Annotated in this window: 24 protein-coding genes; 17 read left to right on the top strand and 7 right to left on the bottom strand. The window is 72.5% G+C overall.

The features are described 5' to 3' along the window. Nucleotides 1-217 precede the first annotated feature (217 nt). From J2N69_RS09205 to J2N69_RS09195, 3 genes are all read left to right on the top strand, one after another. Nucleotides 218-1,264, top strand: a complete 1,047-nt coding sequence (locus J2N69_RS09205; protein ID WP_127910337.1) for a C40 family peptidase — start codon at nt 218-220, stop codon at nt 1,262-1,264. Between the two features lie 208 nt (nt 1,265-1,472). Continuing rightward, the gene (locus tag J2N69_RS09200) at nt 1,473-2,504 is read left to right on the top strand and encodes a C40 family peptidase (RefSeq protein WP_230900293.1); all 1,032 of its coding nucleotides are present in this window, start codon (nt 1,473-1,475) and stop codon (nt 2,502-2,504) included. A 34-nt stretch (nt 2,505-2,538) separates the two neighbouring features. Then, nucleotides 2,539-3,750 carry a hypothetical protein gene (locus tag J2N69_RS09195; RefSeq protein ID WP_230900292.1) on the top strand — a complete coding sequence of 404 codons (1,212 nt, stop codon included), beginning with the start codon at nt 2,539-2,541 and terminating at the stop codon, nt 3,748-3,750. On the opposite strand, the gene J2N69_RS09190 is transcribed toward J2N69_RS09195, so the two are convergent. Next, nucleotides 3,707-4,942, bottom strand: coding sequence for a glycosyltransferase family 87 protein (locus J2N69_RS09190; protein WP_230900291.1), 1,236 nt, complete (start codon nt 4,940-4,942; stop codon nt 3,707-3,709). The two genes, J2N69_RS09195 and J2N69_RS09190, sit on opposite strands and share 44 nt — an antisense overlap. 128 nt (nt 4,943-5,070) lie before the next feature. On the opposite strand from J2N69_RS09190, the gene J2N69_RS09185 reads away from it, so the two are divergent. Further along, the gene (locus J2N69_RS09185) at nt 5,071-6,213 is read left to right on the top strand and encodes a glycosyltransferase family 4 protein (RefSeq protein WP_230900290.1); all 1,143 of its coding nucleotides are present in this window, start codon (nt 5,071-5,073) and stop codon (nt 6,211-6,213) included. Nucleotides 6,214-6,738: 525 nt separating this feature from the next. Here J2N69_RS09185 and J2N69_RS09180 read toward each other — a convergent pair. Continuing rightward, nucleotides 6,739-8,535, bottom strand: a complete 1,797-nt coding sequence (locus J2N69_RS09180; protein WP_230900289.1) for an AMP-dependent synthetase/ligase — start codon at nt 8,533-8,535, stop codon at nt 6,739-6,741. A 298-nt stretch (nt 8,536-8,833) separates the two neighbouring features. On the opposite strand from J2N69_RS09180, the gene J2N69_RS09175 reads away from it, so the two are divergent. The 6 genes from J2N69_RS09175 to J2N69_RS09150 all read left to right on the top strand — a co-directional run bounded on the left by J2N69_RS09175 (nt 8,834) and on the right by J2N69_RS09150 (nt 14,029). Further along, nucleotides 8,834-9,604: a metallophosphoesterase family protein gene (locus J2N69_RS09175; RefSeq protein ID WP_230900288.1), complete on the top strand. Its 771-nt coding sequence runs from the start codon at nt 8,834-8,836 to the stop codon at nt 9,602-9,604. A 76-nt stretch (nt 9,605-9,680) separates the two neighbouring features. After that, nucleotides 9,681-10,121 carry an SRPBCC family protein gene (locus J2N69_RS09170; protein ID WP_230900287.1) on the top strand — a complete coding sequence of 147 codons (441 nt, stop codon included), beginning with the start codon at nt 9,681-9,683 and terminating at the stop codon, nt 10,119-10,121. A 366-nt stretch (nt 10,122-10,487) separates the two neighbouring features. Next, nucleotides 10,488-11,651, top strand: a complete 1,164-nt coding sequence (locus J2N69_RS09165; RefSeq protein WP_230900286.1) for an ArsA family ATPase — start codon at nt 10,488-10,490, stop codon at nt 11,649-11,651. Between the two features lie 34 nt (nt 11,652-11,685). Next, nucleotides 11,686-12,180: a DUF5304 domain-containing protein gene (locus J2N69_RS09160; RefSeq protein WP_230900285.1), complete on the top strand. Its 495-nt coding sequence runs from the start codon at nt 11,686-11,688 to the stop codon at nt 12,178-12,180. A 52-nt stretch (nt 12,181-12,232) separates the two neighbouring features. Next, nucleotides 12,233-13,186 (top strand): ROK family glucokinase, encoded by a 954-nt coding sequence (locus tag J2N69_RS09155; RefSeq protein ID WP_127910639.1) that lies wholly within the window; start codon nt 12,233-12,235, stop codon nt 13,184-13,186. 78 nt (nt 13,187-13,264) lie between these two features. Then, entirely contained in the window at nt 13,265-14,029 is a 765-nt protein-coding gene (locus J2N69_RS09150) for an endonuclease/exonuclease/phosphatase family protein (protein ID WP_230900284.1), read from the top strand. 54 nt (nt 14,030-14,083) lie between these two features. Here the strand turns inward: J2N69_RS09150 and J2N69_RS09145 are convergent, their stop codons facing one another. Together J2N69_RS09145 and J2N69_RS09140 are read right to left on the bottom strand one after the other, a co-directional pair. Further along, nucleotides 14,084-14,782 carry a hypothetical protein gene (locus J2N69_RS09145; RefSeq protein ID WP_230900283.1) on the bottom strand — a complete coding sequence of 233 codons (699 nt, stop codon included), beginning with the start codon at nt 14,780-14,782 and terminating at the stop codon, nt 14,084-14,086. Next, nucleotides 14,775-15,554: an alpha/beta hydrolase gene (locus J2N69_RS09140; RefSeq protein WP_127910635.1), complete on the bottom strand. Its 780-nt coding sequence runs from the start codon at nt 15,552-15,554 to the stop codon at nt 14,775-14,777. The genes J2N69_RS09145 and J2N69_RS09140 overlap by 8 nt, the downstream gene beginning before the upstream one ends. Nucleotides 15,555-15,712: 158 nt before the next feature. On the opposite strand from J2N69_RS09140, the gene J2N69_RS09135 reads away from it, so the two are divergent. The 5 genes from J2N69_RS09135 (at nt 15,713) to J2N69_RS09115 (ending at nt 20,758) form a co-directional block, all read left to right on the top strand. Beyond that, nucleotides 15,713-16,420, top strand: coding sequence for a lysophospholipid acyltransferase family protein (locus J2N69_RS09135; protein WP_230900282.1), 708 nt, complete (start codon nt 15,713-15,715; stop codon nt 16,418-16,420). A gap of 53 nt (nt 16,421-16,473) precedes the next feature. Further along, nucleotides 16,474-17,724 (top strand): MacS family sensor histidine kinase, encoded by a 1,251-nt coding sequence (gene macS / locus J2N69_RS09130; protein ID WP_230900281.1) that lies wholly within the window; start codon nt 16,474-16,476, stop codon nt 17,722-17,724. Next, a complete protein-coding gene (locus J2N69_RS09125) occupies nt 17,721-18,467 on the top strand; it encodes a response regulator (protein ID WP_230900280.1) in 747 nt (248 codons plus the stop codon). The genes macS and J2N69_RS09125 overlap by 4 nt, the downstream gene beginning before the upstream one ends. 156 nt (nt 18,468-18,623) lie before the next feature. Continuing rightward, nucleotides 18,624-19,661: a 6-phosphofructokinase gene (locus J2N69_RS09120; protein ID WP_127910633.1), complete on the top strand. Its 1,038-nt coding sequence runs from the start codon at nt 18,624-18,626 to the stop codon at nt 19,659-19,661. Nucleotides 19,662-19,753: 92 nt separating this feature from the next. Further along, complete coding sequence (locus J2N69_RS09115; RefSeq protein ID WP_230900279.1) at nt 19,754-20,758, top strand: 2-hydroxyacid dehydrogenase; 1,005 nt, start codon at nt 19,754-19,756, stop codon at nt 20,756-20,758. Here the strand turns inward: J2N69_RS09115 and J2N69_RS09110 are convergent. From J2N69_RS09110 to J2N69_RS09105, 3 genes are all read right to left on the bottom strand, one after another. Beyond that, entirely contained in the window at nt 20,701-22,602 is a 1,902-nt protein-coding gene (locus tag J2N69_RS09110; protein ID WP_230900278.1) for an anthranilate synthase family protein, read from the bottom strand. The genes J2N69_RS09115 and J2N69_RS09110 overlap by 58 nt on opposite strands. A gap of 108 nt (nt 22,603-22,710) precedes the next feature. Further along, complete coding sequence (locus J2N69_RS36640) at nt 22,711-22,767, bottom strand: trp operon leader peptide (RefSeq protein WP_351162541.1); 57 nt, start codon at nt 22,765-22,767, stop codon at nt 22,711-22,713. A gap of 10 nt (nt 22,768-22,777) precedes the next feature. Beyond that, a complete protein-coding gene (locus J2N69_RS09105) occupies nt 22,778-23,371 on the bottom strand; it encodes a TetR/AcrR family transcriptional regulator (RefSeq protein ID WP_272595816.1) in 594 nt (197 codons plus the stop codon). A gap of 44 nt (nt 23,372-23,415) precedes the next feature. Between J2N69_RS09105 and J2N69_RS09100 the strand changes: the two genes are divergently transcribed. Continuing rightward, on the top strand, nt 23,416-24,345 hold the full coding sequence (locus J2N69_RS09100; RefSeq protein ID WP_230900276.1) for an SRPBCC family protein: 930 nt from the start codon (nt 23,416-23,418) through the stop codon (nt 24,343-24,345). Between the two features lie 35 nt (nt 24,346-24,380). Continuing rightward, nucleotides 24,381-25,733, top strand: coding sequence for a class II 3-deoxy-7-phosphoheptulonate synthase (locus J2N69_RS09095; RefSeq protein WP_127910630.1), 1,353 nt, complete (start codon nt 24,381-24,383; stop codon nt 25,731-25,733). Nucleotides 25,734-25,862 lie beyond the last annotated feature (129 nt).

Genomic DNA, 25,862 nt, shown 5'->3' with positions numbered 1-25,862 from the left:
GCGACGTAGCGTCAGAAGATCATCACCGGCTGTGCGTTACCGGTAAAGAATGCGCTTGGCGACCGATTTTTTACTGATGAGATTTGAACTGATCACAAGAAGGTCACTAAGGTCACCACTCGAACCCCCGCTCGGTTGATCACCCATCCGGGGTGGCGGCGGTGGTACCCGCCCACCGCGTCCTGGTAGGCGGCCGGAGGAAGAAGGAGCCGCCCGCGTGGCGTCCCACCGTCGACCCAAGCAGCCGAGCCGCACCCGCGTGACCGTGCTCACCGCGACCGCCGCCGCTGCCGTGGCCCTCACCTCGCAGGGCGCCGCCCAGGCCGCGCCGAAGCCGGGCAAGGACGAGGTCAAGTCCAAGGTCGACAAGCTCTACGAGGACGCGGAGCGCGCCACCGACAAGTACAACGGCGCCAAGGAGAAGCAGGAGAAGCTGGAGAAGCAGATCGACGCTCTCCAGGACAAGGTCGCCGACGGCCAGGAGGACCTCAACGAGCTGCGCGAGGGCCTCGGTTCGATGGCCAGCGCCCAGTACCGCTCCGGCGGCATCGACCCCTCCCTGCAGCTCTTCCTCTCCTCCGACCCGGACGACTACCTCGACAAGGCGTCCACCCTGGACCAGCTGAGCAGCCAGCAGGTCGACGCGCTCAAGAAGATCCAGAAGAAGCAGCGGGACCTCGCGCAGCAGCGCAAGGAGGCCGCGGGCAAGCTCGACGACCTCGCCGACACCCGGACGGAACTCGGCAAGAAGAAGCGCGAGGTCCAGGCCAAGCTCGGCGAGGCGCAGAAGCTCCTCAACACCCTGACGGCCAAGGAGAAGGCGGACCTGGCCGCCAAGGAGAAGCAGCGCGCGAGCCGTGCCGCCGACCGCGCCGCCGACAAGCCCGCGGACCTCGGCAAGGAGGCCCCGGCCTCCAGCCGCGGCGCCGCCGCCCTGAACGCCGCCGCCACCCAGCTCGGCAAGCCGTACGTCTCCGGCGGCACCGGCCCCAACTCCTACGACTGCTCCGGGCTGACCCAGTGGGCCTACGCCCAGGCCGACGTCTCCATCACCCGGACCACGTACACCCAGCAGAACGACGGCACCCGCATCGGCCGCGGCGAGCTCAAGCCCGGCGACCTGGTGTTCTTCAACAACCTCGCGCACGTCGGCCTCTACGCGGGCAACGGCCAGGTGCTGCACGCCCCCAAGCCCGGCGCCGTGGTGCGCTACGAGGCCATGGAGTACCTGGGCGACTTCCAGTTCGGCGTCCGCGTCGCCTGACGTCAACACGGACCGGACACCGCCCAAACGGGCGAATTCCGGCAACCCCCGCTGACCGCACGCCCCGCTGATGACCTGCGTCTGAGGCGGGGCGTCGGGCTGTCCGCACCCATCCGGGTCGTTGGCCCCTCCCTGGCCGCACGGCTACTGTCGGCGCGCTTCCCCCGGAGAGCCGGGGGCCCGTCAACGGAAGGGAGAGCGGCCACCCGTGGGGTTCCATCGCCGTCCCGCACAGCCCGGCATCGACCGGGGCACGCGCGTCACCGTCCTCTCGGCGGCAGCGGTCACCGCGGCCGCCGCCCTCGGAACCACGCCTGTGGGCGCCGCGCCGCAGGACAAGCCGTCCGAGGTCCGGGCCCAGGTGGACCGGCTGTACGAGCAGGCAGAGAAGGCGACCGAGGCGTTCAACGAGGCCGACGAGCGCGCGGACCGGCTGCGCGCGCAGGTCGAGCGGGCCCGGGACAGCGTCGCGCGCGGCCAGGAGCGGATCAACCGGATGCGCGGCCGGCTCGGCGCGCTCGCCGGGGCGCAGTACCGCGAAGGCGGCATCGACCCCTCGCTCCAACTGATGCTCTCCTCCGACCCGGACGGCTACCTCGACAAGGCCACGGCCCTGGACCGCGTCAGCACCCGGCACGCGGGGCAGCTCACCGAATTGCGGCGGGCCCAGCGCGGCCTCGCGCAGCAGCGCACCGAAGCCGGGCACAAGCTCGCCGAGCTGGAGAAGAGCCGCGCTCTCGTCGCCCGCCACAAGCGCGCCGTCGAACACAAGCTGGCGCAGGCCCGCCGACTGCTCAACTCGCTGCCGAGCAAGGACCGCGAGGCGTACGAGAGGTCCTCGCGCTCCGGATCGCGCGCCGAGCCACCGGAGCCGAAGGCCGCGGCCCCCTCCTCCTCGCGGGCCGCCGCCGCCATCGCCGCCGCCCGCTCCGCCGTCGGCCGCCCCTACGTGTGGGGCGCCAACGGCCCCTCCGGCTTCGACTGCTCGGGCCTCACCCAGTGGTCGTACGCCCAGGCCGGGGTCGGTCTGCCGCGGACCTCGCAGGCCCAGCGGTACGCCGGACGGCAGGTGCCGCTGGCCGAGGCGCAGCCCGGCGACCTCGTCACCTACCGCGACGACGCCAGCCACATCGGGATGTACATGGGCGACGGCCAGGTGGTGCACGCCCCCTACCCCGGCGCTCAGGTCCGCTACGACCCCGTCGGCATGATGCCGGTGTCGTCCGTCACACGGGTCTGACCGGCACCGCCACCGCCCCCGTACGATCGGGAAGGTGGCTGGTCGCAGGCGTGGGTCGTGGGTGGTGGCGCTCTGCTCGGCGCTCTGCCTCGCGCTGCTCGCCGGCTGCGGCGCCGATCCCGTCCCCGACACCGCCGCGGGCGACGTGCGCCGGCTCCTTGACCGCCGGGCGCACGCCGTCCTCACCGGGAACGAGCGGGCGTACGAGCGGACCGAGCGCCCGGCGCACGGCCGCTCGGGCGCGCCGGACCTCTTCGCGAACGTCCGCGCGATCCCGCTGGAGACCTGGGAGTACCGCCTCTCCGGCCTGGAGCGCTCCGGGTCACGGGCCACGGCGCGCGCCGAACTCCGCTACCGCGTCGAGGGTTACGACCGCGCCCCGCTCACCGCGGAGCGCACGCTCTCCCTGGAGCGGCACGACGGACAGTGGTACGTCACCGCCGAGCGGCCCGCGAAGAAGGCGGGCGAACAGCTGTGGGACCAGGGCAGGGTGCGCGCCGAGCGGGGCGCGGACAGCCTCGTCCTCGGCGTCGGCCGCGGCGCCAGGGAGCTGCGCGCCCACCGCGCGCTCGCCGACCGGGCGGTGCCCGCGGTGCGCGACGCCTGGCCGGGAGAGTGGCCGGGGAAGGTCGTCGTCCTCGTACCGCGCTCCCTGAAGGGCATGGCGGGCCTCCTCGGGGCGCCCGCCTCCGGGTACCGGGGGATAGCGGCGGTCACCACGGGGGAGGCGGGCGGTCCGGGGCGGGCCCCCGCCGACCGGATCATCGTCAACCCCGAGGCGTACGGCGTCCTCGGGGACTTCGGCAAGCAGGTCGTCCTGACCCACGAGACGACCCACGTGGCGACCCGTACGCGCACCTCCCCGGCCACCCCGCTCTGGCTCTCCGAGGGCTTCGCGGACTGGGTGGGCTACCGCGGCACCGGGCGCACCGCCGCCCAGGCCGCGCCCGAACTGGGGCGCGCGGTGCGGGGCGGAGAGCTGCCGCGCGAACTGCCGGGCGACGACGAGTTCGGCTTCGGGACGGACGCCGGGCGGCTCGCGCGGGCGTACGAAGGCGGCTGGCTGGCCTGCCGGATGATCGCGGACCGGTGGGGCGAGCGGAGGCTGACGGACTTCTACCGTGCCGTCGGCGGCCACGGGAAGCGGGCGGGCGCGGTCGAGGACGCGCTGCGGGACGTCCTGCGCACGACGCCGGAGGAGTTCACGGCGCGCTGGCGCACGTATCTCCGCTCGGAGCTGGGCTGACCGGCGCCGGCCCCGGCACGGGTTCCTGCTCGCGCTCGGCCACTGTCTGCCGCCACAGGGCGCGGCACGCCGACAGGGCCGCCGCCACCAGCAGGCCGTTGCGTACGAGCAGCAGGGTCACGCCCAGCGGGTCGCTGGCCACCACGTGCGAGAACCACACCGGGAACTCCAGGAAGGTCACGAACGTGGCGGCGAGCACCAGCCGGGCCGGAAGCTCCATGGGGCTCGCGCGGAACGCCAGGCAGACGGCGGCGGCTCCGACCAACCACAGCATGTACTGCGGGCTGATCACCCGGCTCGTGGCGGTGAAGAGCAGCACCGCCACGAAGGCCGTGTCCGCGAGGGTGCTCGCCGACCAGGCCCGCACGCGCAGCCGCCACGCCAGGAGCCAGCACAGGGCCGCCGCCGAGAGCAACTGCGCCGCCGTGCTGACCAGCGGGACGTACGGGCCGAGGAACTCCACCGAGCCGTAGTTGAGCCGGACGTCGCCGCGCCAGCCGAGGTGCCGTCCGACGTGGAAGACCAGGGCGCCGAGGGACTCCACCTCCGTGCCGCGCTCACGCTGGAAGGTGAGGAACGCGAGCGCGCCCGGCATCGCCACGAGGAACACCAGCGTGACGCCGAACGCCGTGCCCGCGGCCGCGGCCCAGGACCGCCGCGTCGCCCGCCCGCGCGGCACACCGGCCAGCAGCAGCACCGGCCACACCTTGAGCAGCGCCCCGAACCCGGCGAGCACCCCCAGGGTCCGCGGATGCCGGGCCCCGGCGAGCAGGGCGGCGACCGCGACGGCCGTGACCATCACGTCGTAGCGGGCGTAGACGGTCGGGCCGAGCAGCGGTACGCCGACGACCCACACCCACAGGCCCCGATACGACGTGCCGGGCCGCCGCCCCGCGTACAGGAGCATCCCGCCGACCGCCGCGTCGGCGAGGAAGGCGAGGACGAAGAAGGCCGAGGCGTAGTCGAGGAAGGGCAGGAGGGCGGGGGAGAGGACCGCGAGGGCGGCGGCGGGCGGGTACTGCCAGGTGACGTCGTCGAGCGGGAAGGTGCCGGTGCGCAGGATTTCGTACCAGCCCTGGTAGATGACGGAGACGTCGCTCGTGACGTCCGGGCCGGGGGCGGTGAGCACGTGGAAGACGCAGAGCAGCAGGAGGGCCCTGGTGAGGACCCAGACGGTCAGGATGCGCGCCATGCGTTCCTCGCCCCCTTTTCGCATGCTTCATCGTGATTCGGGGAGCCATGATGCCGGGCGTGCCGGAGCGGGGCGAAGAGGCTGGGCCATTCGGTGGGCAGGGACCGCTTTGGGTACTGTCGGGCGCGATGCACAAGACCCTGATCGTCACGAACGACTTCCCGCCCAGGCCCGGTGGCATCCAGGCGTTCCTGCACAACATGGCGCTGCGCCTGGACCCCGAGCAGATCGTCGTCTACGCCTCCACCTGGAAGCGCGGCCGCGAGGGCGCCGAGGCCACCGCGGCCTTCGACGCCGCCCAGCCCTTCCAGGTCGTACGCGACCCCACGACGATGCTGCTGCCGACCCCGCGCGTCACCCGCCGCGCGGTCTCGCTTCTGCGGGAACACGGCTGTACGTCGGTGTGGTTCGGGGCGGCGGCCCCGCTGGGGCTCATGGCGCCCGCGCTGCGCAAGGCGGGGACGACGCGGCTCGTCGCCACCACGCACGGCCACGAGGCGGGGTGGGCGCAGCTGCCCGCCTCGCGCCAACTGCTGCGCAGGATCGGCGAGTCGACGGACACGATCACCTACCTCGGCGAGTACACGCGCTCGCGGATCGCCGCCGCGCTGACGCCCGCGGCGGCCGGGCGGATGGTGCAACTGCCGCCCGGCGTGGACGAGAAGACGTTCCATCCGGGGTCCGGCGGCGACGTGGTGCGGGCGCGGCTCGGCCTGACGGACCGGCCCGTGGTGGTCTGCGTCTCCCGGCTTGTGCCGCGCAAGGGGCAGGACACGCTGATCCGCGCCATGCCGGCGATCCTGGCGCGGGAGCCGGAGGCGGTGCTGCTGGTGGTCGGCGGCGGGCCTTACGAGAGCGACCTGCGCAAGCTGGCCGCCGAGACCGGTGTCGAGGACTCCGTCCGCTTCACCGGGGCGGTGCCGTGGGAGGAGCTGCCCGCGCACTACGGCGCCGGTGACGTCTTCGCGATGCCGTGCCGGACGCGGCGCGGGGGGCTGGACGTCGAGGGGCTCGGCATCGTCTACCTGGAGGCGTCCGCCACGGGGCTGCCGGTCGTCTCCGGCGACTCCGGCGGGGCGCCGGACGCCGTCCTCGACGGCGAGACGGGGTGGGTCGTGCGGGGCGGTGTGCCCGAGGAGGCGGCGGAGCGGATCGTCACGCTGCTGGGGGACGCGGAGCTGCGGGCGCGGATGGGGGAGCGGGGGCGCGCGTGGGTGGAGGAGAAGTGGCGCTGGGACCTGCTGGCCGAGCGGCTCCGGGAGCTGCTGTAGCCCCTAAGGCACCGCCGCGGGGCCCTGCCGGGCGACTGCGGTCCCCGCGCCACTGGGGTGGTGCGCAGGGGTCGTCGGGTGTCTGCGGGCCGCCACGGGCTGGTCGCGCAGTTCCCCGCGCCCCTGGGGGGTGGTGGGCTGGGGTTGTGGGGTGTCTGCGGGTCGGTGTGGGCTGGTCGCGCAGTTCCCCGCGCCCCTGAAAGGCGGGCTGCGCCCGCTTTCCCGGCGAGGCGGGGCGCAGCCCCTGCCTCAGGGGCGCGGGGAACTGCGCGAGCAACCACGTACGACCGAGTGCCGCCAAGAGACAGTGGCTGCCACGGCGTGTGGGCGCGAGGAACCATGTACGACCGAGAGCCGCGAAGAAACAAGCCCCTCCCACGGGGTGTGGGCGGGAGGAACCACGTACGACCGAGAGCCGCCAAGAGACAGCGGCCCCCCACGCCGAATGGGCGCGAGGAACCCACGTACGACCGAGTGCCGCCAAGAGACAGCGGCCCCCACGCCGAGTGGGCGCCCCCGCTCACGCTACCCGCGGTAAATCGCCTCGATCTCGTCTGCGTAATCCTTCGCCACCACATTCCGCTTCAGCTTCAGCGACGGCGTCAGATGCCCCGACTCCTCCGTGAACTGCGAGGCGAGGACGCGGAACTTCCGTACGGACTCCGCCTTGGAGACCGCCGCGTTGCCGTCGTCCACCGCGACCTGGATCGCCGCCAGCAGATCCGCGTCGTCACGGAGGGACGCCGCCGTCGACCCGGCCGGCTTGCCCCGCTCCGCGGCCCAGCGGCCCAGGAACTCGTCGTCGACCGTGACGAGCGCGCCCACGAAGGGGCGGCCGTCGCCGACGACCATGCACTCGGCGATCAGCGCGTGCGCGCGGATGCGGTCCTCGATCACGGCCGGGGCGACGTTCTTGCCGCCCGCCGTGACGATGATCTCCTTCTTGCGGCCGGTGATGCGCAGGTAGCCGTCCTCGTCGAGGGTGCCGATGTCGCCCGTGTGGAACCAGCCGTCGGCCAACGCCTCTTCCGTGGCACCCTCGTTGTTCCAGTAGCCCGAGAACAGGTGCTCGCCGTGGAGCAGCACCTCGCCGTCGTCGGCGATGCGTACGACCGAACCCGGCAGCGGCTGGCCGACCGTACCGATCTTCTGCCGGTCCCAGGGGTTGAAGGCGGTGGCCGCGCAGGACTCGGTGAGGCCGTACCCCTCCAGGACGGTGAAGCCGATGCCGCGGAAGAAGTGGCCGAGACGCTCGCCGAGCGGGGCGCCGCCGGAGATCGCGTGCTCGCCGCGGCCGCCGAGGACCGCGCGCAGCTTGCTGTAGACCAGCTTGTCGAAGATCTTGTACTTGATCCGCAGGCCGAGCGACGGGCCCGAGGGCGTGTCGAGCGCCCGGCTGTAGGCGATCGCGGTGTCCGCGGCCTTGTCGAAGATCTTGCCCTTGCCGTCGGCCTGGGCCTTGGCGCGCGCCGCGTTGTAGACCTTCTCGAAGACGCGCGGAACGCCCAGGATCAGGGTCGGCTTGAACGCGGCCAGTTCGTCCGTGAGGTTCTTGATGTCCGGCGCGTGGCCCAGCTTGATCGGCGCCATCAGCGCGGCGACCTCGACCAGGCGTCCGAAGACGTGCGCGACCGGCAGGAAGAGCAGGACCGAGCACTCGCCCGTACGGAAGAGGGGCTTGAGCCGCTCCACCACGTTGCCGCACTCGGCGAAGAAGCTGCGGTGCGTGAGGACGCAGCCCTTGGGGCGGCCCGTGGTGCCGGAGGTGTAGACGATGGTGGCCGGGTCGTCGGCCTTGGCGGCGGCGCCGCGCTCGTCGACCGTCTCGTCGGAGACGTCGGCGCCCGTGCGCTGGAGGTCGTCCACGCCGCCCTTGTCGATCTGCCAGACGTGGGCGAGGGCGGGCAGCCTCTCGCGCACGGACTCCACGGCGGCGGCGTGCGCGTCCAGTTCGACGACGCAGGCCACGGCGCCGGAGTCGCCGAGAATCCACTGGATCTGCTCGGCGGAGCTGGTCTCGTACACCGGCACGGTCACCGCGCCCGCGCTCCAGATGGCGAAGTCGAGGAGTGTCCACTCGTAGCGGGTGCGGGACATCAGGCCGACGCGGTCGCCGGGGCGCACGCCGGCGGCGATCAGGCCCTTGGCGGTGGCGCGCACATCGGCGAGGAAGGCCTTGGCGGTGACGTCCTGCCAGCTGCCGTCGACCTTGCGGCCGATGACGGCGACCTCCGGGTGCTGCGCGGCGTTTCTCCGGACGATGTCGGTCAGATTGCCGTCCGCAGGGACCTCGTACAGGGCCGGAAGGCTGAACTCGCGCAAGACTGCTGCTCCTACATAGGGCGCCGGCGCCACGACGTTGTGTGCTGCGACGGTGCGGTCCAAGATCGGGCAGGTGCTCAGTCGAGTGGGGGGCTGAGCACTACTGGACTGCCCGGACGTTACCCACCGGTATGGCTTGTTCGGTAGGGGGGCGGCCCCAGATGTTCGGTGCGTCACACGTCGCCGTTGGTCTGAACCGCACAGTACGCCACTGCCTCACCGACTCGGAAGTAACCGCAGGTCCGGCCGGTGACCTGGCCCCTACCGTCCGCCCCGCGCCCGTCCTAGGGTGATCGGCATGCCAGCTTTCCGGGTCAACGTGGTCAGTGACGTGCACGGCAACGCGGCGGATCTCGCCCGCGCGGGGGACGGCGCCGACGCGCTCGTCTGCCTCGGCGACCTCGTCCTCTTCCTCGACTACGCCGACCACTCGCGCGGCATCTTCCCCGACCTCTTCGGCGCGCGGAACGCGAGCAGGATCGTGGAGCTGCGCACCGCCCGCCGCTTCGAGGAGGCCAGGGAGTTCGGCAGGCGGCTGTGGGCCGGCGTCGACCGCGGTCCGGCGATCGAGGCGGCGGTCCGCAAGCAGTACGCCGAACTCTTCGCCGCCTTCCCGACGCCGACGTACGCCACGTACGGCAATGTGGACATGCCGGCTCTGTGGCGTGAATACGCCGGTCCCGGCACCACCGTCCTCGACGGCGAGCGCGTCGAGATCGGCGGCCGCGTCTTCGGCTTCGTCGGCGGCGGTCTGCGCACCCCCATGCGCACGCCCTACGAGATCAGCGACGAGGAGTACGCCGCCAAGATCGAGGCCGTCGGCGAGGTCGACGTCCTGTGCACCCACATCCCCCCGGACGTCCCCGAACTCCTCTACGACACCGTGGCCCGCCGCTTCGAGCGCGGCAGCCGCGCCCTGCTCGACGCCATCCGCGGGACCCGCCCCCGGTACGCCCTCTTCGGCCACGTCCACCAGCCGCTGGTCCAGCGGATGCGGGTGGGCGCCACGGAGTGCGTGAACGTCGGCCACTTCGCGGGGTCCGGAAGGCCATGGGCCCTGGAGTGGTGACCTCGCGCCGCGCGGTAGCCTTCACGCGGCAGACGTCCCGTACCGGACCCGGACCGCATCTGGAGGAGCCACAGCGATGGCGGAACACACCAGCTCGAGCATCATGATCGAGGCGGCTCCGGCCGAGGTCATGGGAGTGATCGCCGACTTCGCTCGCTACCCCGACTGGACGGGAGAGGTGAAGGAGGCCCAGGTCCTCGCCACCGACGAGCAGGGCCGCGCCAAGGAGGTCCGCCTCGTCATGGACGCCGGCGCGATCAAGGACGACCAGACCCTCGGCTACACCTGGACCGGCGACAACGAGGTCAGCTGGACCCTCGTCAAGTCCCAGATGCTGCGCTCCCTGGACGGCTCCTACCTCCTGAAGCCCGCGGGCACGGGCACGGAGGTCACCTACCGCCTCACGGTCGACGTCAAGATCCCCATGCTCGGCATGATCAAGCGCAAGGCGGAAAAGGTCATCATCGACCGCGCCCTGGCAGGCTTGAAGAAGCGCGTGGAGTCAGCCACAGCCTGACCGCGAAACCGGGCCGCACCCCCGCCCCCGCAGGGGCCCGAGGAACTGCGCGCCCAACCACAACGCACGGCCGACCGACACAGAGACAGCACCCCCACCCGCCTAGGGGCGCGGGGAACTGCGCGAGCAACCACGAAGCACGCCCGGCCGACACAGAGGCAGCACCCCCCACCCGCCCTAGGGGCGCGGGGAACTGCGCGAGCAACCACGAGCACCCGCAGCCACCTCCGAGGCACCAGCCCCCGCAGGGAGCGCGGGGAACTGCGCGCCCAACCACGAAGCACCCGCAGCCGCAAACTTCCGAGCCCCCCCACGGCGAGTGGGCGCCCCCCGCCCCGCCCCGCGCCTCCCGTACCGTTCACCCCCATGCGCACCCACCTCATCACCGGCCCCGGCGGCTCCGGCCGAACCACCGTCGCCGCGGCCACCGCGCTCGCCGCCGCCCGCTCCGGCCACCGGACGCTCGTGATCAGCGCCGACCGCACCGACACCCTCGGCACGGCACTCGGCGGCCCGGACGCGCACCCCGGCCTCACCACCCGCCGCCTGGCCGGCGACGTCCGCTTCCGCGAGGACCTGGCCGCCCTGCAGGAACGTGCCGCCTCCGCCCTCGACCTCCTCGGCGCCGAGCGGCTCGACGCCGAGGAGCTGACCCCGCTGCCCGGAGCCGAGGAACTGGCCCTGCTGCGCGCCTTGCGCGACGCCGCCCGCGACGCCACGTACGACACCGTGGTCGTCGACCTGCCACCCGCCCCCAAGGCCCTGTCCGTCCTCGCGCTCCCCGAGCAGCTGCGCCGCTACCTGCGCAAGCTGCTGCCGCCCGAACGGCAGGCCGCCCGCGCCCTGCGCCCCATGCTCGGCCGCCTCGCGGGCGTCCCCATGCCGGCCGCCTGGCTGTACGAGACCGCCGCCCGCTGGGAGGACGACCTCGCCGCCGCCCAGGCCGTGATCGAGGCACCCACCACCACCGTGCGCCTGGTCGCGGAGCCGGGCCCCGCGGGCGCCGACGCCCTCGAAGCCGCCGCCACCGGACTCGCCCTCCAGGGCCTGCGCACCGACTGCCTGGTCGCCAACCGCCTGCTGCCCGACGCCTCCGCCGACACCTGGCTGGCCGCGCTCAGCGCCCAGCAGCACAAGACGCTGGCCGCGTGGGAGACGGCCCACGACCACGTCGTCAGGGTCCGCCACCTCGGCCACGACCCCCGCGGCGCCGACGACCTCACCGCCCTCGGCCTGCCGCCCGCCCCCGCCGAGCCCCCCGCGCCCGTCCAGTGGCCCGTCACCGCGGCGCCCGCCGGCGAGGAGAGCCACGCCTACGTATGGCACATCCCGCTCCCCGGCGTCGTACGCGAGGAGCTGGGGCTGATACGGCGCGGCGACGAGCTGGTCATCACCGCCGGGCCCGCCCGCCGCATCGTCACCCTGCCGTCCGCCCTGCGCCGCTGCACCGTCGCCGGAGCCGGGCTGCGCGAGGGCGAGCTGAGGGTGCGCTTCGCCCCCGACACCGATCTGTGGCCCCGCGCACGGTGAACGGGCCACCGCCATTCGGGTAACGTCGAGAGACATGAGCGATGCCACGGGGCGCGAAGGCCCCGAAGCCTCTGAAGCCCACGTCGACGCCGACGCCTGGGAGCAGGCGTGCGCCGAGGACCTCGCGGCGGAGCAGGCCCGCCGCCGCGCCCAGTACGGGCCGCAGCCCGGCTCGGCCGCCGAGGAGCTGCGCAAGCTCGTCGACGCCGTCTCCGACAAGCTCTCCGGACTCCAGACGCCGCTGCTCGGCGCGCTCGGTCAGGGCGCCGTCGAACAGACCGTGAAGCAGGTCGTCCAGCAGGCCAAGGCCGTGGTCGAACCGGTCATCGAGCGCAACCCCGACGTCTTCGACCACCTGGCGGCGGCCGGTTCCGAGCTGCTCGCCGCCTACCGCTCGGCGGTCGAGAAGCAGGAGAGCCGGTGGACCCGCGGCGACACCTCGGACGGCGACGCGCCGCACGGCGAGGGCAAGGGCCCCGACCGCCGCGACGACGGCCCCGCCACCGGGGAACACATCGATCTCGACTGACCCCCCTCGGGTACGGTGGGCCTTAGCGGGGCTCGATCGAACTGAGGGATTCATGGGACTCACCATCGGCGTCGACATCGGCGGCACCAAGATCGCGGCCGGAGTGGTCGACGAGGACGGCAACATCCTCTCGACCTTCAAGGTGCCGACCCCTGGTACTTCCGAGGCCATTGTCGACGCGATCGCCTCCGCCGTGGAAGGCGCGCGGGCCGGTCACGAGATCGTCGGCGTGGGCATCGGTGCCGCCGGGTACGTCAACCGCCAGCGCTCCACGGTCTACTTCGCGCCGAACATCGACTGGCGGCAGGAGCCGCTCAAGGACGAGGTCGAAAAGCGCGTCGGCCTCCCGGTCGTCGTGGAGAACGACGCCAACGCCGCCGCCTGGGGCGAGTACAAGTTCGGCGGCGGCAAGGGCCACCGCAACGTCATCTGCATCACCCTCGGCACCGGCCTCGGCGGCGGCATCATCATCGGCAACAAGCTGCGCCGCGGCCACTTCGGCGTGGCGGCCGAGTTCGGCCACATCCGGATGGTCCCGGACGGCCTGCTCTGCGGCTGCGGCAGCCAGGGCTGCTGGGAGCAGTACGCCTCCGGGCGCGCCCTCGTGCGCTACGCCCGCCAGCGCGCCAACGCGACGCCGGAGAACGCCGAGTTCCTGCTCTCGCTGGGTGACGGCACCCCCGAGGGCATCGAGGGCAAGCACATCTCCATGGCCGCGCGGCAGGGCGACGCCGTCGCCATCGACTCCTACCGCGAGCTGGCCCGCTGGGCCGGTGCCGGCCTCGCCGACCTGGCCTCGCTCTTCGACCCGTCCGCGTTCATCGTCGGCGGCGGCCTCTCGGACGAGGGCGAGCTGGTCCTCGACCCGATCCGCAAGTCCTTCAAGCGCTGGCTCGTCGGCGCCGCCTGGCGCCCCGAGGCCCAGGTCATCGCCGCCCAGCTCGGCAACAAGGCGGGCCTCGTCGGCGCCGCCGACCTGGCGCGGGAGCCCGACCCCGTCATGTGACCGGCTCGCCCGGTCCGTACACCAGTGCCCGCCGCTGCCCCGCGAGGCAGCGGCGGGCACTGTCGTATCTTGAGCGCCATGTCGACGAGTCCCCTGGGTACGCTCCCCGACTCCCGCACCGAAGCCGACGGTTCGGCGGTCGTCCGCGTGCTCAGCTACAACATCCGCTCGATGCGCGACGACACCGCCGCGCTCGCCCGGGTCATCGCCGCCTGCGCCCCCGACCTCGTCCTGGTCCAGGAGGCGCCGCGCTTCTTCCGCTGGCGCAAGAAGCTGGCCCGCCTCGCGCGCGCCGCCGACCTGGTGATCCTCTCCGGCGGCGGCACCGCGGCCGGGCCCGCGCTGCTCTGCTCGCTGCGCGCCCGCGTCGAGCGGACCGAGGACGTGCTGCTGCCCCTCACCCCGGGGCTGCACCGGCGCGGCTTCGCGACCGCCGTCGTCCGCTTCGGGGGTGCCCGCCTCGGCGTCCTGAGCTGCCACCTCAGCCTCCAGGCCGACGAGCGGTACGCGCAGGGCGGCATGCTCCTCGACCGGCTCGCGGAGCTGGGCGTGGAGCACGCCGTCGCGGGCGGAGACCTCAACGAACGGCCCCAGGGGCGTACGTTCCGCAGGCTCGCGGCCGAGCTACGGGACTGCTGGACGGCCGAACCGTGGGGCGGCGAGCACACCTCGACGCCGGACGATCCGCACCAGCGCATCGACGCGCTGTTCGTCACGCCGGGCGTGGAGGTCCTCGGCTGCGGGGTGCCGCTGGGCCTGCCCGGGGTGAGCGAGGCGGACCTGAGGGCGGCCACGGACCATCTGCCGGTGCTGGCCGCCCTGCGGGTGCCGCCCGCCCGGTAGGCGCGGGGCCTCGGGCGCGGGGATCTCAGCCCAAAGCCCCTCAGGCGCGGGGCCTCAGACCACCGCGCCGCGCCCCGGGTCGTCGTCCTCCTCGTCGTCCCCGCTGCTCATCCGCGCGACGAGCGTGGCGAAGCCGCCGAGGAAGCCGCCGATGCCGAGCGTGGTCAGCCACCACGTCATCTGCCAGCCCAGCAGCACGGCGAGCAGGATGAGGAGCGGGCCGCCGAGCACGGCGAGCCAGGCGAACCTCGCCGTCACGTCGGCCTCGGGCAGCGGAGGCGGCTCCGGAGGCACGAAGTGCCCCTCGTCGTCCGCGTCGAAGTCGTCCTCGGAGGGCTCCGGAGCGGTGTAGTCGCGGGGGCCGCCGACGCCGGGCGCGAAGGAGACGGAGCTGCCGAGCGGCTTCCCGGCGCCGGGTCCCGCGTCGCCGGAGCCCTTCGCGTCCCCCTCGGGGTCCTTGCCGAGGCCGCTCGGGGGGCCGTCCACCGGGCCGTTCGACTCCGCTTCCAGGAGCGCCAGGTCCTCGACCGACTTGAAGGGCTTGGCGCCCGGCGGGTCCGCGGGCTCCTCGCCGTACCCCGCGACGATCGCCTGCCAGGCGGCGTCCTCGTCCAGCGGCAGCCCGTCCGCGGGCGCCGCCTTGTGCTTCTCGGGGCTCTTCTCCGGGTTTCTCTCCGGGTTCTTCTCGGAGTCGTTTCCGGGCTCGCGGCTCTCGTCGCGGCTCTCGTCTCGGTCCGCCTCGTGCTCAGCCACCGGTGGCCGTCCCTTCCTTACCGACGCTGGGAGCGAGCCGGCCGATGAACGCGTGACTCTCCTCGAAGATCCGGTCCGCGTCGTGGTCCAACGTCGCCACGTGGTAACTCTGTTCCAGCAGGATCTCCGTGACGTCCGTCGACGAGACGCGGCTGAGGATGCGGGCCGAGTCGGCGGGCGGCACCACGTGGTCCCGCGGGCTGTGGAGCAGCAGCAACGGCTGGGTCACCTGAGGCAGTTCGGCGTCGACCATGCGGAAGAAGACGCGCATGGAGTGCGCGGCGTGCAGCGGCACCCGGTCGTAGCCGATCTCCACCGAACCCGGCTTGGCGATGTCGCTGGCGATGCCCTTCGTGGTGCGTACGAGGTGACGGGCGACCGGCAGGGCGTAGGGCGACAGGCCGTGCAGCTTGTTCGCCGGGTTGACCAGGACGATGCCGCTGATCGCGTCGCCGTGCCGGGCCGCGAGGCGCAGCGTGAGCGTGCCGCCCATGGAGAGCCCGAAGACGAAGACCCGCGCGCACCGCTCCAGGAGGCCGCGCAGCTCGCGGTCCACCTCCGCGTACCAGTCCTGCCAGCCGGTGACCTGCATGTCCTCCCAGCGGGTGCCGTGTCCGGGCAGCAGCGGCAGCGAGACGGTCAGGCCGCGCCCCGCCAGATACTCCGCCCAGGGGCGCAGCGACTGCGGCGATCCGGTGAAGCCGTGGCAGAGCAGGACGCCGACCTCGCCGCCTTCGTGGCGGTACGGCTCGGCTCCGGGGAGGACCGGCACCTTCGGTCTCCTTCGTGAGACGTGGCAAGGGGGGTAGGGAGTACCTCACCGTACGCGACCGGACTGACACCGACCAGGGTCGTCGGGCCCATTGGCCGTACCGCGGGTTAAGGTCTGATCCACAGAAACAGGAGGCACTCGGTTTGATCTACGGCGCAATGAAGGTTGCCATCGGAGGGCCGCTGAAGCTCGGCTTCAGGCCCTGGGTGGAGGGCCTTGAGAACGTCCCCGCCGAAGGCCCCGCGATTCTCGCGAGCAACCACCTCTCGTTCTCGGACTCCTTCTTCCTCCCCGCGGTCCTCGACCGCAAGGTCACCTTCATCGCCAAGGCGGAGTACTTCACCTCGCCCGGTGTGAAGGGCAAGCTGACGGCCGCCTTCTTCAAGGGCGTCGGCCAGCTGCCGGTGGACCGGTCAGGGGCGCGCGGCGCGGGCGAGGCGGCCATCAAGAGCGGCATCGAGGTACTGGAGCGCGGCGAGTTGTTCGGCATCTACCCCGAGGGCACGCGCTCGCCCGACGGGCGCCTGTACCGCGGCAAACCGGGCGGCCTCGCGCGCGTGGCGCTCGCCACCGGCGCTCCGGTCATCCCGGTCGCCATGATCGACACGGAGAAGATCCAGCCGCCCGGCAAGGTCATGCCGAAGCTGATGCGGCCCGGCATCCGCATCGGCAAGCCGCTCGACTTCCGCCGCTACCAGGGCATGGAGCAGGACCGCTTCGTGCTGCGGGCGCTGACCGACGAGGTCATGTACGAGATCATGAAGCTCTCCGGCCAGGAGTACGTCGACGTGTACGCGACGGCCGCCAAGCGCCAGCTCAGCGAGGCCGCGAAGGCCGCCAAGGCGGGCGAGAAGCAGCAGCAGTAGCAGCAGGGGAACACCGCGGGCGGGGACCGGGGGAGCCGGGGGAGCTGGGGGGCATGGCCAAACGCGAGCGTGTCATGAGGATGTCGGTCGAGCAGCCGCTCTGGCGCGCCCTCACCGGCTACCGCGTCCTGACGATGCTGTACGCGATCGGGCTCTTCGCGGCGGCGCACGAGGAACTGCACCGCCCCTGGGTGGCCATCGCCTACTACGTGGTGCTCGCCGGCTGGACGCTGGGCACGCTGCGCTGCGTGGCGAACGCCGCGAGCTGTGCCACCTGGTTCCTCGTCGTCGATCTGGCCGTCGCCCTCGTGGGCATCCTGCTCACCCCTGTCGCCGACGCGCACCAGCGGATCGTCGACGGCGGCCCGACGCTGCCGTCCATATGGACCGCCGGCGCCGTCCTCGCGTACGCCATCAAGGGCGGCTGGCGCTGGGCCGCTTTCGCGTCGCTGCTGGTGGGCGTCGCCAACGTGGTGCAGCGCGGCGCCTTCAGCCGCGACACCATCCACAACGTCCTGCTGGTCTGCATCGCCTCCATCGCCATCGGATACGTGGTGGAGGTGGCCCGCGCCTCCGAGCGCACCCTGGCCCGCGCCCTGGAGATCGAGGCGGCGACGCGCGAGCGCGAACGGCTCGCCCGCGACATCCACGACAGCGTCCTCCAGGTCCTCGCCATGGTGCAGCGGCGCGGCACCGCGATGGGCGGCGAGGCCGCGGAGCTGGGGCGGCTGGCGGGCGAGCAGGAGGTGGCGCTGCGCACGCTGGTGGCGGGCGGCATGGTGCCCGCCTCGCGCGCCTCGGAGGACGCCTCGCAAGGCGCGCTCGTACGGGCCGTCGAGGAACCGGACGACGAGACCGGCGCCGCCGACGACACGGCGCCCCGCGATCTGCGCTCGCTCCTCGCCCCGCACGCCGGGTCGAAGGTGACCCTCTCCGAACCGGGGGCCCCGGTGCTTCTCGCGCCGCCCGTCGCGAGGGAGCTGGCGGCCGCTGTCAGTGCCGCACTGGACAATGTCCGCAGGCACGCCGGGACCGAGGCGCACGCCTGGATTCTGGTCGAGGACGAGTCGGGCGAGGTGATCGTGACGGTCAGGGACGACGGACCGGGCATCCCCGAGGGCCGGCTCGCCGAGGCCGAGGGGGAGGGGCGCCTCGGTGTCGCCCTGTCGATCCGCGGGCGGCTGCGGGACATCGGGGGCACGGCCGAGCTGATCTCGGTGCCGGGCCAGGGCACGGAAGTGGAAATGAGAGTCCCGCGCGAAGCGGCGCGGGACGCACGGGGGAAGGCGGGAAAGGCACGATGAGCGAGCAGAGCCAGGTGGAGCGGCAGAGCCAGGCGGACCGGCGGGAACCGGTCACCGAGGCCGGCGGGGGCGCACACCCCGTCAAGGTCATGGTCGTCGACGACCACCCCATGTGGCGCGACGCGGTCGCCCGTGACCTCGCCGAGGCGGGGCTCGACGTGGTCGCCACCGCCGGGGACGGCGAGCAGGCGGTCCGCCGCGCCCAGGCCGCCGTGCCCGACGTCCTCGTCCTCGACCTGAACCTCCCGCTGAAGCCGGGCGTCCAGGTCTGCAAGGAGGTGGTCGCCGCCAACCCCGCACTGCGCGTCCTGGTCCTCTCCGCGAGCGGCGAGCACGCCGATGTCCTGGAGGCCGTCAAGTCCGGCGCCACCGGCTATCTCCTGAAGTCGGCGTCGACGGAAGAGCTGATCGACGCGGTGCGTCGCACGGCCGAGGGCGACGCGGTCTTCACGCCGGGCCTCGCCGGCCTGGTCCTCGGGGAGTACCGCCGCCTGGCCGGCGAGCCCGCCGCGGGCACCCCGGACGACCCGAAGGCCCCGCAGCTCACCGACCGCGAGACGGAGGTGCTGCGGCTGGTCGCCAAGGGGCTGAGCTACAAACAGATCGCCGAGCGCCTGGTCATCTCCCACCGCACGGTGCAGAACCACGTCCAGAACACCCTGGGCAAGCTCCAACTGCACAACAGGGTGGAGCTCGTGCGGTACGCGATCGAGCGCGGCATCGACAGGGCGGACGACGCCTGACCCCTCGCCCCCTCGCATCACTCGTACGAGTGAACACCCGTGATCAACTCCAGTCCCCCGCAAGGGAATTGTCCGTACGCCCTGTCCCGGAGTGACCTGGGTCACCATTAGCGTGACGCGCGTCAGGTCAGGTCACCGAGGCGAAGGGACTTTTCCATGGGGGCCAAGAAAATTGGCGTACTGACCGGAGGCGGCGACTGCCCCGGGCTCAACGCCGTCATCCGTGGCGTCGTCCGCAAGGGCGTCCAGGAGTACGGCTACGACTTCGTCGGCTTCCGGGACGGCTGGCGCGGCCCGCTGGAGGGCGACACCGTCCCGCTCGACATCCCCGCGGTCCGCGGCATCCTGCCGCGAGGCGGCACCATCCTCGGCTCCTCGCGCACCAACCCGTTCACGGTGGAGAACGGCGTGCGCCGCATCAAGGAGAACCTCGCCAAGCACGAGGTCGACTCCCTCATCGCCATCGGCGGCGAGGACACCCTCGGCGTCGCCGCCCGTCTCACCGACGAGTACGGCGTCCCGGTCGTCGGCGTCCCCAAGACCATTGACAACGACCTCTCCGCCACCGACTACACCTTCGGCTTCGACACGGCGGTCGGCATCGCCACCGAGGCGATCGACCGCCTGCACACCACCGCCGAGTCCCACATGCGCGTCCTCGTCGTCGAGGTGATGGGCCGTCACGCGGGCTGGATCGCCCTGCACTCGGGCCTCGCGGGCGGCGCGAACGTCATCCTCATCCCGGAACAGCGCTTCGACGTCGACCAGGTGTGCGCCTGGGTCACCTCGCGCTTCAAGGCGTCGTACGCCCCGATCGTCGTCGTCGCCGAAGGGGCGATGCCCAAGGACGGCGAGATGGTGCTCAAGGACGGTACGCAGGACTCCTTCGGGCACGTCCGCCTCTCCGGGGTCGGCGAGTGGCTCGCCAAGGAGATCGAGGGGCGCACCGGCAAGGAGGCGAGGACGACCGTCCTCGGGCACGTCCAGCGCGGCGGCACGCCCAGCGCCTTCGACCGCTGGCTCGCCACCCGCTTCGGGCTGCACGCGATCGACGCGGTGCGGGACGGGGACTTCGGCAAGATGGTCGCCCTCAAGGGCACGGACATCGTCCGCGTACCGATCGCGGAGGCCACGGCCCGCCTCAAGACGGTGGACCCGGCGCTGTACGCGGAAGTCGGCGTCTTCTTCGGCTGAACCGGTCGCCGGCTGACCCGCGCGGACAGCCGGAACGCGACGGGACGGCCCCCCGGGTGCCGTCCCGGAAACCGGTCAATAGACTCACACCCATGGAAATACTCGCATTTGGCGTGCAGTCCGACGAAAAGCCGCTGATCGAGAAGGCCTTCGAGGGACACCACGACGTCCGCTGCCTCGACGTGTTCCTGAACGAGGACACCGCCCCCATCGCCGCCGGCTACGAGATCATCTCCTCCAGCGTCAACGCGACCTTGAACAACCGCGTGCTGCAGACCCTCGCCGCCGGCGGCACGCAGCTGATCGCCCAGCGCTCCACCGGCTTCAACAACATCGACCTCCAGGTCGCCGAGCGCCTCGGCCTCACCGTCGCCCGCGTCTCGTCGTACTCGCCGTACTCCGTGGCGGAGTTCGCCTGGACGCTCGCTATGGCCGTCAACCGCCGGATCGTCCGCGCCAGCAACCGCACCCGCGACTTCGACTTCCGCCTCGACGGGCTGATGGGCCGCGACCTGCGCGGCCGCACCGTCGGCGTCCTCGGCACCGGCAGGATCGGCGAGGCGTTCACGCGGATCGCGCACGGCTTCGGCATGCGCCTGCTCGGCTGGGACGCCGTGCCGAACCCCGCCTGCGTCGAGCTGGGCATGAAGTACGTCGAGAAGGACCGGCTCCTCGCCGAGGCCGATCTGGTCAGCCTGCACGTCCCGCTGCTCCCGTCGACACAGCACCTCATCGACGCCGACGCGCTGCGGACGATGAAGGACGACGCGATCCTCGTCAATTCCAGCCGCGGCGGCCTGATCGACACCGAGGCGCTCGTCGTGGAGCTGCGCGCGGGACGGTTCACCGGCGTCGGCCTGGACGTGTACGAGGCCGAGGCGGGCCTGTTCTTCCTCGACAAGTCCCTGGAGGTCGTCGCGGACGACACCCTGGCCCGCCTCGTCACGTTCCCGAACGTGGTCGTCACGTCCCACCAGGCGTACTACACCGTGGACGCGGTCGCCCAGATCATCGAGACCACGGTGCGAAACGTCCTGGACTACACGGAGGGCCGCCGCTCCGAGAACGTCCTCGTCCCCGCCGTCGCCAGGACCTGACCGAGCAGTTCCCGCACGATCCGGTCCCCGCGCAGCGTCAGCACCGACTCCGGATGGAACTGCACGCCCGCGAAGGAAGGCCCGCGCACCGCGTGCACCTCGCCGCTCGCCCCGTCCCTGCTGACCTCGATGCCGTGCGCGGCCAGCTCTGCCGCCGACTCGTCGTCGCAGCGTGCCACGAAGCTGTTGTAGAACCCGACGGTCTCGGCACGGCCGAACAGGTCGATGCCCGTCTGCGCGCCCTGGTACGGCACGTCCTTCCGTACGATCTCCAGGCCCAGCTCCGCCGCGATCAGCTCGTGTCCGAGGCAGACGCCGAGCACGCCGTGCTCATGGGCGCCGATCACCTCCGCCGTCAGCGCGCGCAGGAACCGCATCTTAGGGTCGGTGAGGTCGGCCGGGTCACCGGGGCCGGGCCCGAGCACGACCGGCCCCTCGTGCGCGAGCACGGCCTCCCGCAGTCCCGCCTCGTCGTACCGCCGCACGGACACCTGGAGCCCGCAGGAGCGCAGGACGTGCGCGAGCATCGCGGTGAACGTGTCCTCGCCGTCCACGACGAGCGCGTGCCCGCCCAGCTCACGGACCGGCTCCCGCATCCGCAGCCAGAACGGCGCGAGCCGCTCCCGCCGCACGTCCAGGGCCGCCCGCACGCGCGGATCGTCGGCGAGCGCGGCCCGCGCGTGCTCCTCGCGCGGGCGCCCGGGCCGCACCCCCAGCGCGGCCAGCACGCCCGCCGCCTTCGCATGCGTCTCCGCGACCTCACCCGCCGGGTCGGAGCCGCGCACCAGCGTCGCGCCGACCGGCACGCGGAGCCTGCCGGCCGCGGAGATGTCGGCGGTGCGGATGAGGATGGGGGAGTCCAGGGTCTGCGCGCCGCCGCTGTCCCGGCCGACGAGCGCGAGGGCGCCCGCGTAATAGCCCCGCCCACCGGCCTCGTACCGCCCGATGACCCGGCAGGCGTTCTGCACGGGCGAGCCGGTCACGGTCGCCGCGAACATCGTCTCCTTCAGCACCTCGCGCACGTCCAGCGACGACCTGCCCCGCAGCTCGTACTCGGTGTGCGCGAGATGGGCCATCTCCTTCAGCCGCGGCCCGATCACGACCCCGCCCATGTCGCCGACGGTGCACATCATCTTGAGTTCCTCGTCGACGACCATCGACAGCTCCTCGATCTCCTTGCCGTCGGCGAGGAAGGCGAGCAGGCCGTCGGGGGTCGGCCCGTCGGCCGGGTAGCGGTAGGTCCCGCTGATGGGGTTCATGACGACGGTCCCGCCGGACATCCGCACATGCACCTCGGGACTGGCCCCGACGAGCGTGCGGTCCCCGGTGTGCACGACGTACGTCCAGTAGGCACCCCGCTCGCCCACCAGCAGCCGCCGGAAGAGCGCGAGGGCGTCCGCCCTGCCGAAGTCCGGGATCTCGCCCTCGTACGTACGGCGGATCACGAAGTTGGCGCCCTCGCCCCGGCCGATCTCCTCGCGCAGGACGCGCCCCACGATGTCGGCGTACGCCGCGTCGTCCACGTCGAAGGCGCCGCCCTCGACCCGCACCTCGTGCGCGGGTAGCACCGAAAGAGCCGCGTCGAGCGGGAGTTCGTACGTCTCCTCGGGGGTGAGGACGGTCAGGGGCGTGCCGTCGTCGCGGACGTCGAAGCCGCGCTCCCTGATCTGCCGGAACGGCACGAGCGCGAGGCCCTCGGGGATGTCGGCGAGGCGGTCGTAGGTGCCCGTCGGGCCGATGAGGACCTCGACCGTGCCGTGGTCGCGGCCCGGCGTGCGGCGGCGCAGCAGGGCGAACGGGCGGTCGTCGGAGAGGAGGTCCGACAGGCGGTCGTGGTGGGGCATGGGTGCTGTTCCTTCTCACTCGGAGAGGAACGGCCCGGCCCCGGGAAGTCCGGGAAACACAGAAGGCCGCCCCTCGGGCGGCCTTCGCGAGTCTGTGGGTACGCGCAGTCAGTGGGCCGCCGGATGAGCGGGCCACCACCAGTTTCGAGTCGTCTGCGCGTGCATGTGCGGCACCCTAGCGCATCATCAGCAGGTCGAGGCCCTCATCGAGATACGCGCCGAGCTCCTCACCCGCCGGCACCACCGACGGCACCGCGTGGCCGAGCTGGGTGTGGCCCAGGTAGACGCTGTACGCCAGCAGGCCGCGGCGGCGCGCCTCCGCCTCCGGGAAGCCGAGCCCGGCGAACAGCTCGGCGACATAGGCCAGGCGGCGCTCGGTGACCTTCCGCAGAGCCGCCGCCACCTTCGGGTGCTCGGCCGTCGCCAGCAGGGTGACCTCCAGGGAACCGGACGCGGCGGCGGTGATCGCCTCCGCGAAGAGCAGCCGGATGCGCTTGCGGACGTCCGGCTCGGCCTCCACGTGGCTGATCATCCCCTCGGTGTGGAGCTGTGCCCAGCGGTCCAGGGCCGCCTCGATGAGCGCGTCACGGTTGGCGAAGTGCCAGTAGAAGCTGCCCTTGGTGGTGCCGAGGCGGACCGCGAGCGGCTCCACGGCGACGGCCGCGAGGCCTCCCTCGCCGATCGCCGTCAGCGCCGCGTCCGCCCAGTCGTCGGCGGTCAGCCGGGGCTTCGCCGGAGTCGTCTTCCGCTGCCGTTGCACCATGGCCATACGGTACCGTACGGTGACCATACGCCAGCGTATGGAGGTACGGCATGGGTGTCGTGCGCAACGAACACGAGCGGCTCTTCGAGGCCCCGGCGGAGGTGGTCGGCGCGCTCATCGACCGGCTCTCCGCCGAGGACGACCCGATCTTCCCGGCCCCGCAGTGGGCCCCGATGACCTTCGACCGCCCCCTGGGCGTGGGCGCGACCGGCGGCCACGGCCCGGTCCGGTACGCCGTCACGGAGTACGAACCGGGCCGCCGGGTCCGCTTCGCCATCACCGCGCCGGGCGAGGGATTCCACGAGCTCACGGTCGAGCCGCGCGGGGAGGGGCGCTGCCTCGTGCGCCACGTCCTGGAAACGCGGCAGCGCGGGCTCGACCGGCTCCTGTGGCCGACGGCCGTCCGGCCCGTGCACGACTCGATGGTGGAAGAGCTGTTCGACAACGTCGAGCGCGCGGTGACGGGCGGCTGTGCCCGGCCCGTGCGCTGGTCGCCCCGGCTCCGCCTGCTCAACAGGCTCTGGTGGCCCAGGCCCCAAACCGTCGAGGTGCCACCGGAGGCGCGCCTGCTCCGGGCTTCCGTGGCGGGCCCCGGCTACCAGGACGCGTACCGCATGGACATGCGCGCCGGCCTGCCCCGCGACCCCGGCGCGTGGACCGGCGTCCTGCGCGACGCCTTCCCGGTCGTCGCCCGCGAGGGCGGCGAGCTGCTGATGGACGTGAACACGGCGGGGCTGACGGCCCGCGCCTCGATCCTGGTCGACGAGCGGCACGTCACCCTGAGCACAGCCGTGCGAGCGGACACCACGTACGCACGGCTCTACTGGGGCGCCGTCCGGCTCGCCCACCCCTTCATGGCCCGTCTGATGCTGCGCCGCGTCCACCGCGGGCTCTCCCTCGCGGCCCCGAGCGCCGGCGAGCGGGCGGCGGCGGTCCCGCGCTCTTCCGTGTCTGCTCCGTCTCACTTGGTGAGCGGGTGAATGGACGCCGCGCCCGACCCCGTAATGTTGACGAGGTGACCGTGAACGCTAAGACCACCGCAACCGGTGGCAACACCTGGCGAAACCTGCCCGCGGCGCAGCAGCCCGAGTACCCCGATGCCGAGGCTCTGCGCGATGTGATCGCGGACCTCGCGTCGTATCCCCCGCTCGTCTTCGCGGGCGAGTGCGACCAGCTGCGCGCCCGACTGGCCTCTGTCGCCAAGGGAGAGGCGTTCCTGCTCCAGGGCGGCGACTGCGCCGAGGCCTTCGACGCCGTCTCGGCCGACCACATCCGCAACAAGCTGAAGACGCTGCTCCAGATGGGCGCCGTCCTCACGTACGCGGCCTCCGTGCCCGTCGTGAAGGTGGGCCGCATCGCGGGGCAGTACTCCAAGCCGCGCTCCAAGCCGACCGAGACCCGCGACGGCGTGACCCTGCCGACCTACCGCGGCGACTCCGTCAACGGCTTCGACTTCACCGAAGAGGCCCGCATCCCGGACCCGGAGCGCCTGAAGCGGATGTACCACGCCTCCGCCTCCACGCTCAACCTGGTGCGCGCCTTCACCACCGGCGGCTACGCCGACCTGCGCCAGGTGCACGCCTGGAACCAGGACTTCGTGAAGTCCTCCCCCTCCGGCCAGCGGTACGAGCAGCTGGCCCGCGAGATCGACAACGCCCTGCACTTCATGCGGGCCTGCGGCACCGACCCGGAGGAGTTCAAGACCGTCGAGTTCTACGCCTCCCACGAGGCGCTGCTGCTCGACTACGAAGGCGCGCTCACCCGCGTCGACTCCCGCACCGGCCGGCTGTACGACACCTCGGGCCACATGGTCTGGATCGGTGAGCGCACCCGTCAGCTGGACCACGCGCACATCGAGTTCGCCTCGCAGATCCGCAACCCGATCGGCGTCAAGCTCGGCCCGACGACGACGGCCGAGGAGGCGCTCCAGTACATCGAGCGCCTCGACCCCGACCGCGAGCCCGGCCGGCTGACCTTCATCGTCCGCATGGGCGCCGACAAGGTCCGCGACAAGCTGCCCGAGCTGGTCGAGAAGGTCACCGCGTCCGGCGCGACCGTCGCCTGGATCACCGACCCGATGCACGGCAACACCTACGAGGCGGCCTCCGGCCACAAGACCCGCCGCTTCGACGACGTGCTCGACGAGGTCAAGGGCTTCTTCGAGGTCCACAAGGCCCTCGGCACGCACCCGGGCGGCATCCACGTCGAGCTGACCGGTGACGACGTCACGGAGTGCGTGGGCGGCGGCGACGAGATCTTCGTCGACGACCTCCACCAGCGCTACGAGACGGCCTGCGACCCGCGGCTCAACCGCAGCCAGTCGCTCGACCTGGCGTTCCTGGTGGCGGAGATGTACCGCGACCAGTAGATCTTCGGCAGTACGTACGAGTGGGGCGCGGATCTGTGATCCGCGCCCCACCGGCGTACGGGGGCTTTCGTGGGCCCGAGGACCTGGGTAAGGTTAGGTTAGCCTCACCGATCAATCGGGACGGCGCCA

The sequence above is a fragment of the Streptomyces huasconensis genome (genome assembly GCF_021028635.1).
Lineage (GTDB): Bacteria > Actinomycetota > Actinomycetes > Streptomycetales > Streptomycetaceae > Streptomyces > Streptomyces huasconensis.
The sequence above is the reverse complement of the archived record's forward strand: the minus strand, read 5'-3'. Positions and strand labels throughout refer to the sequence as shown.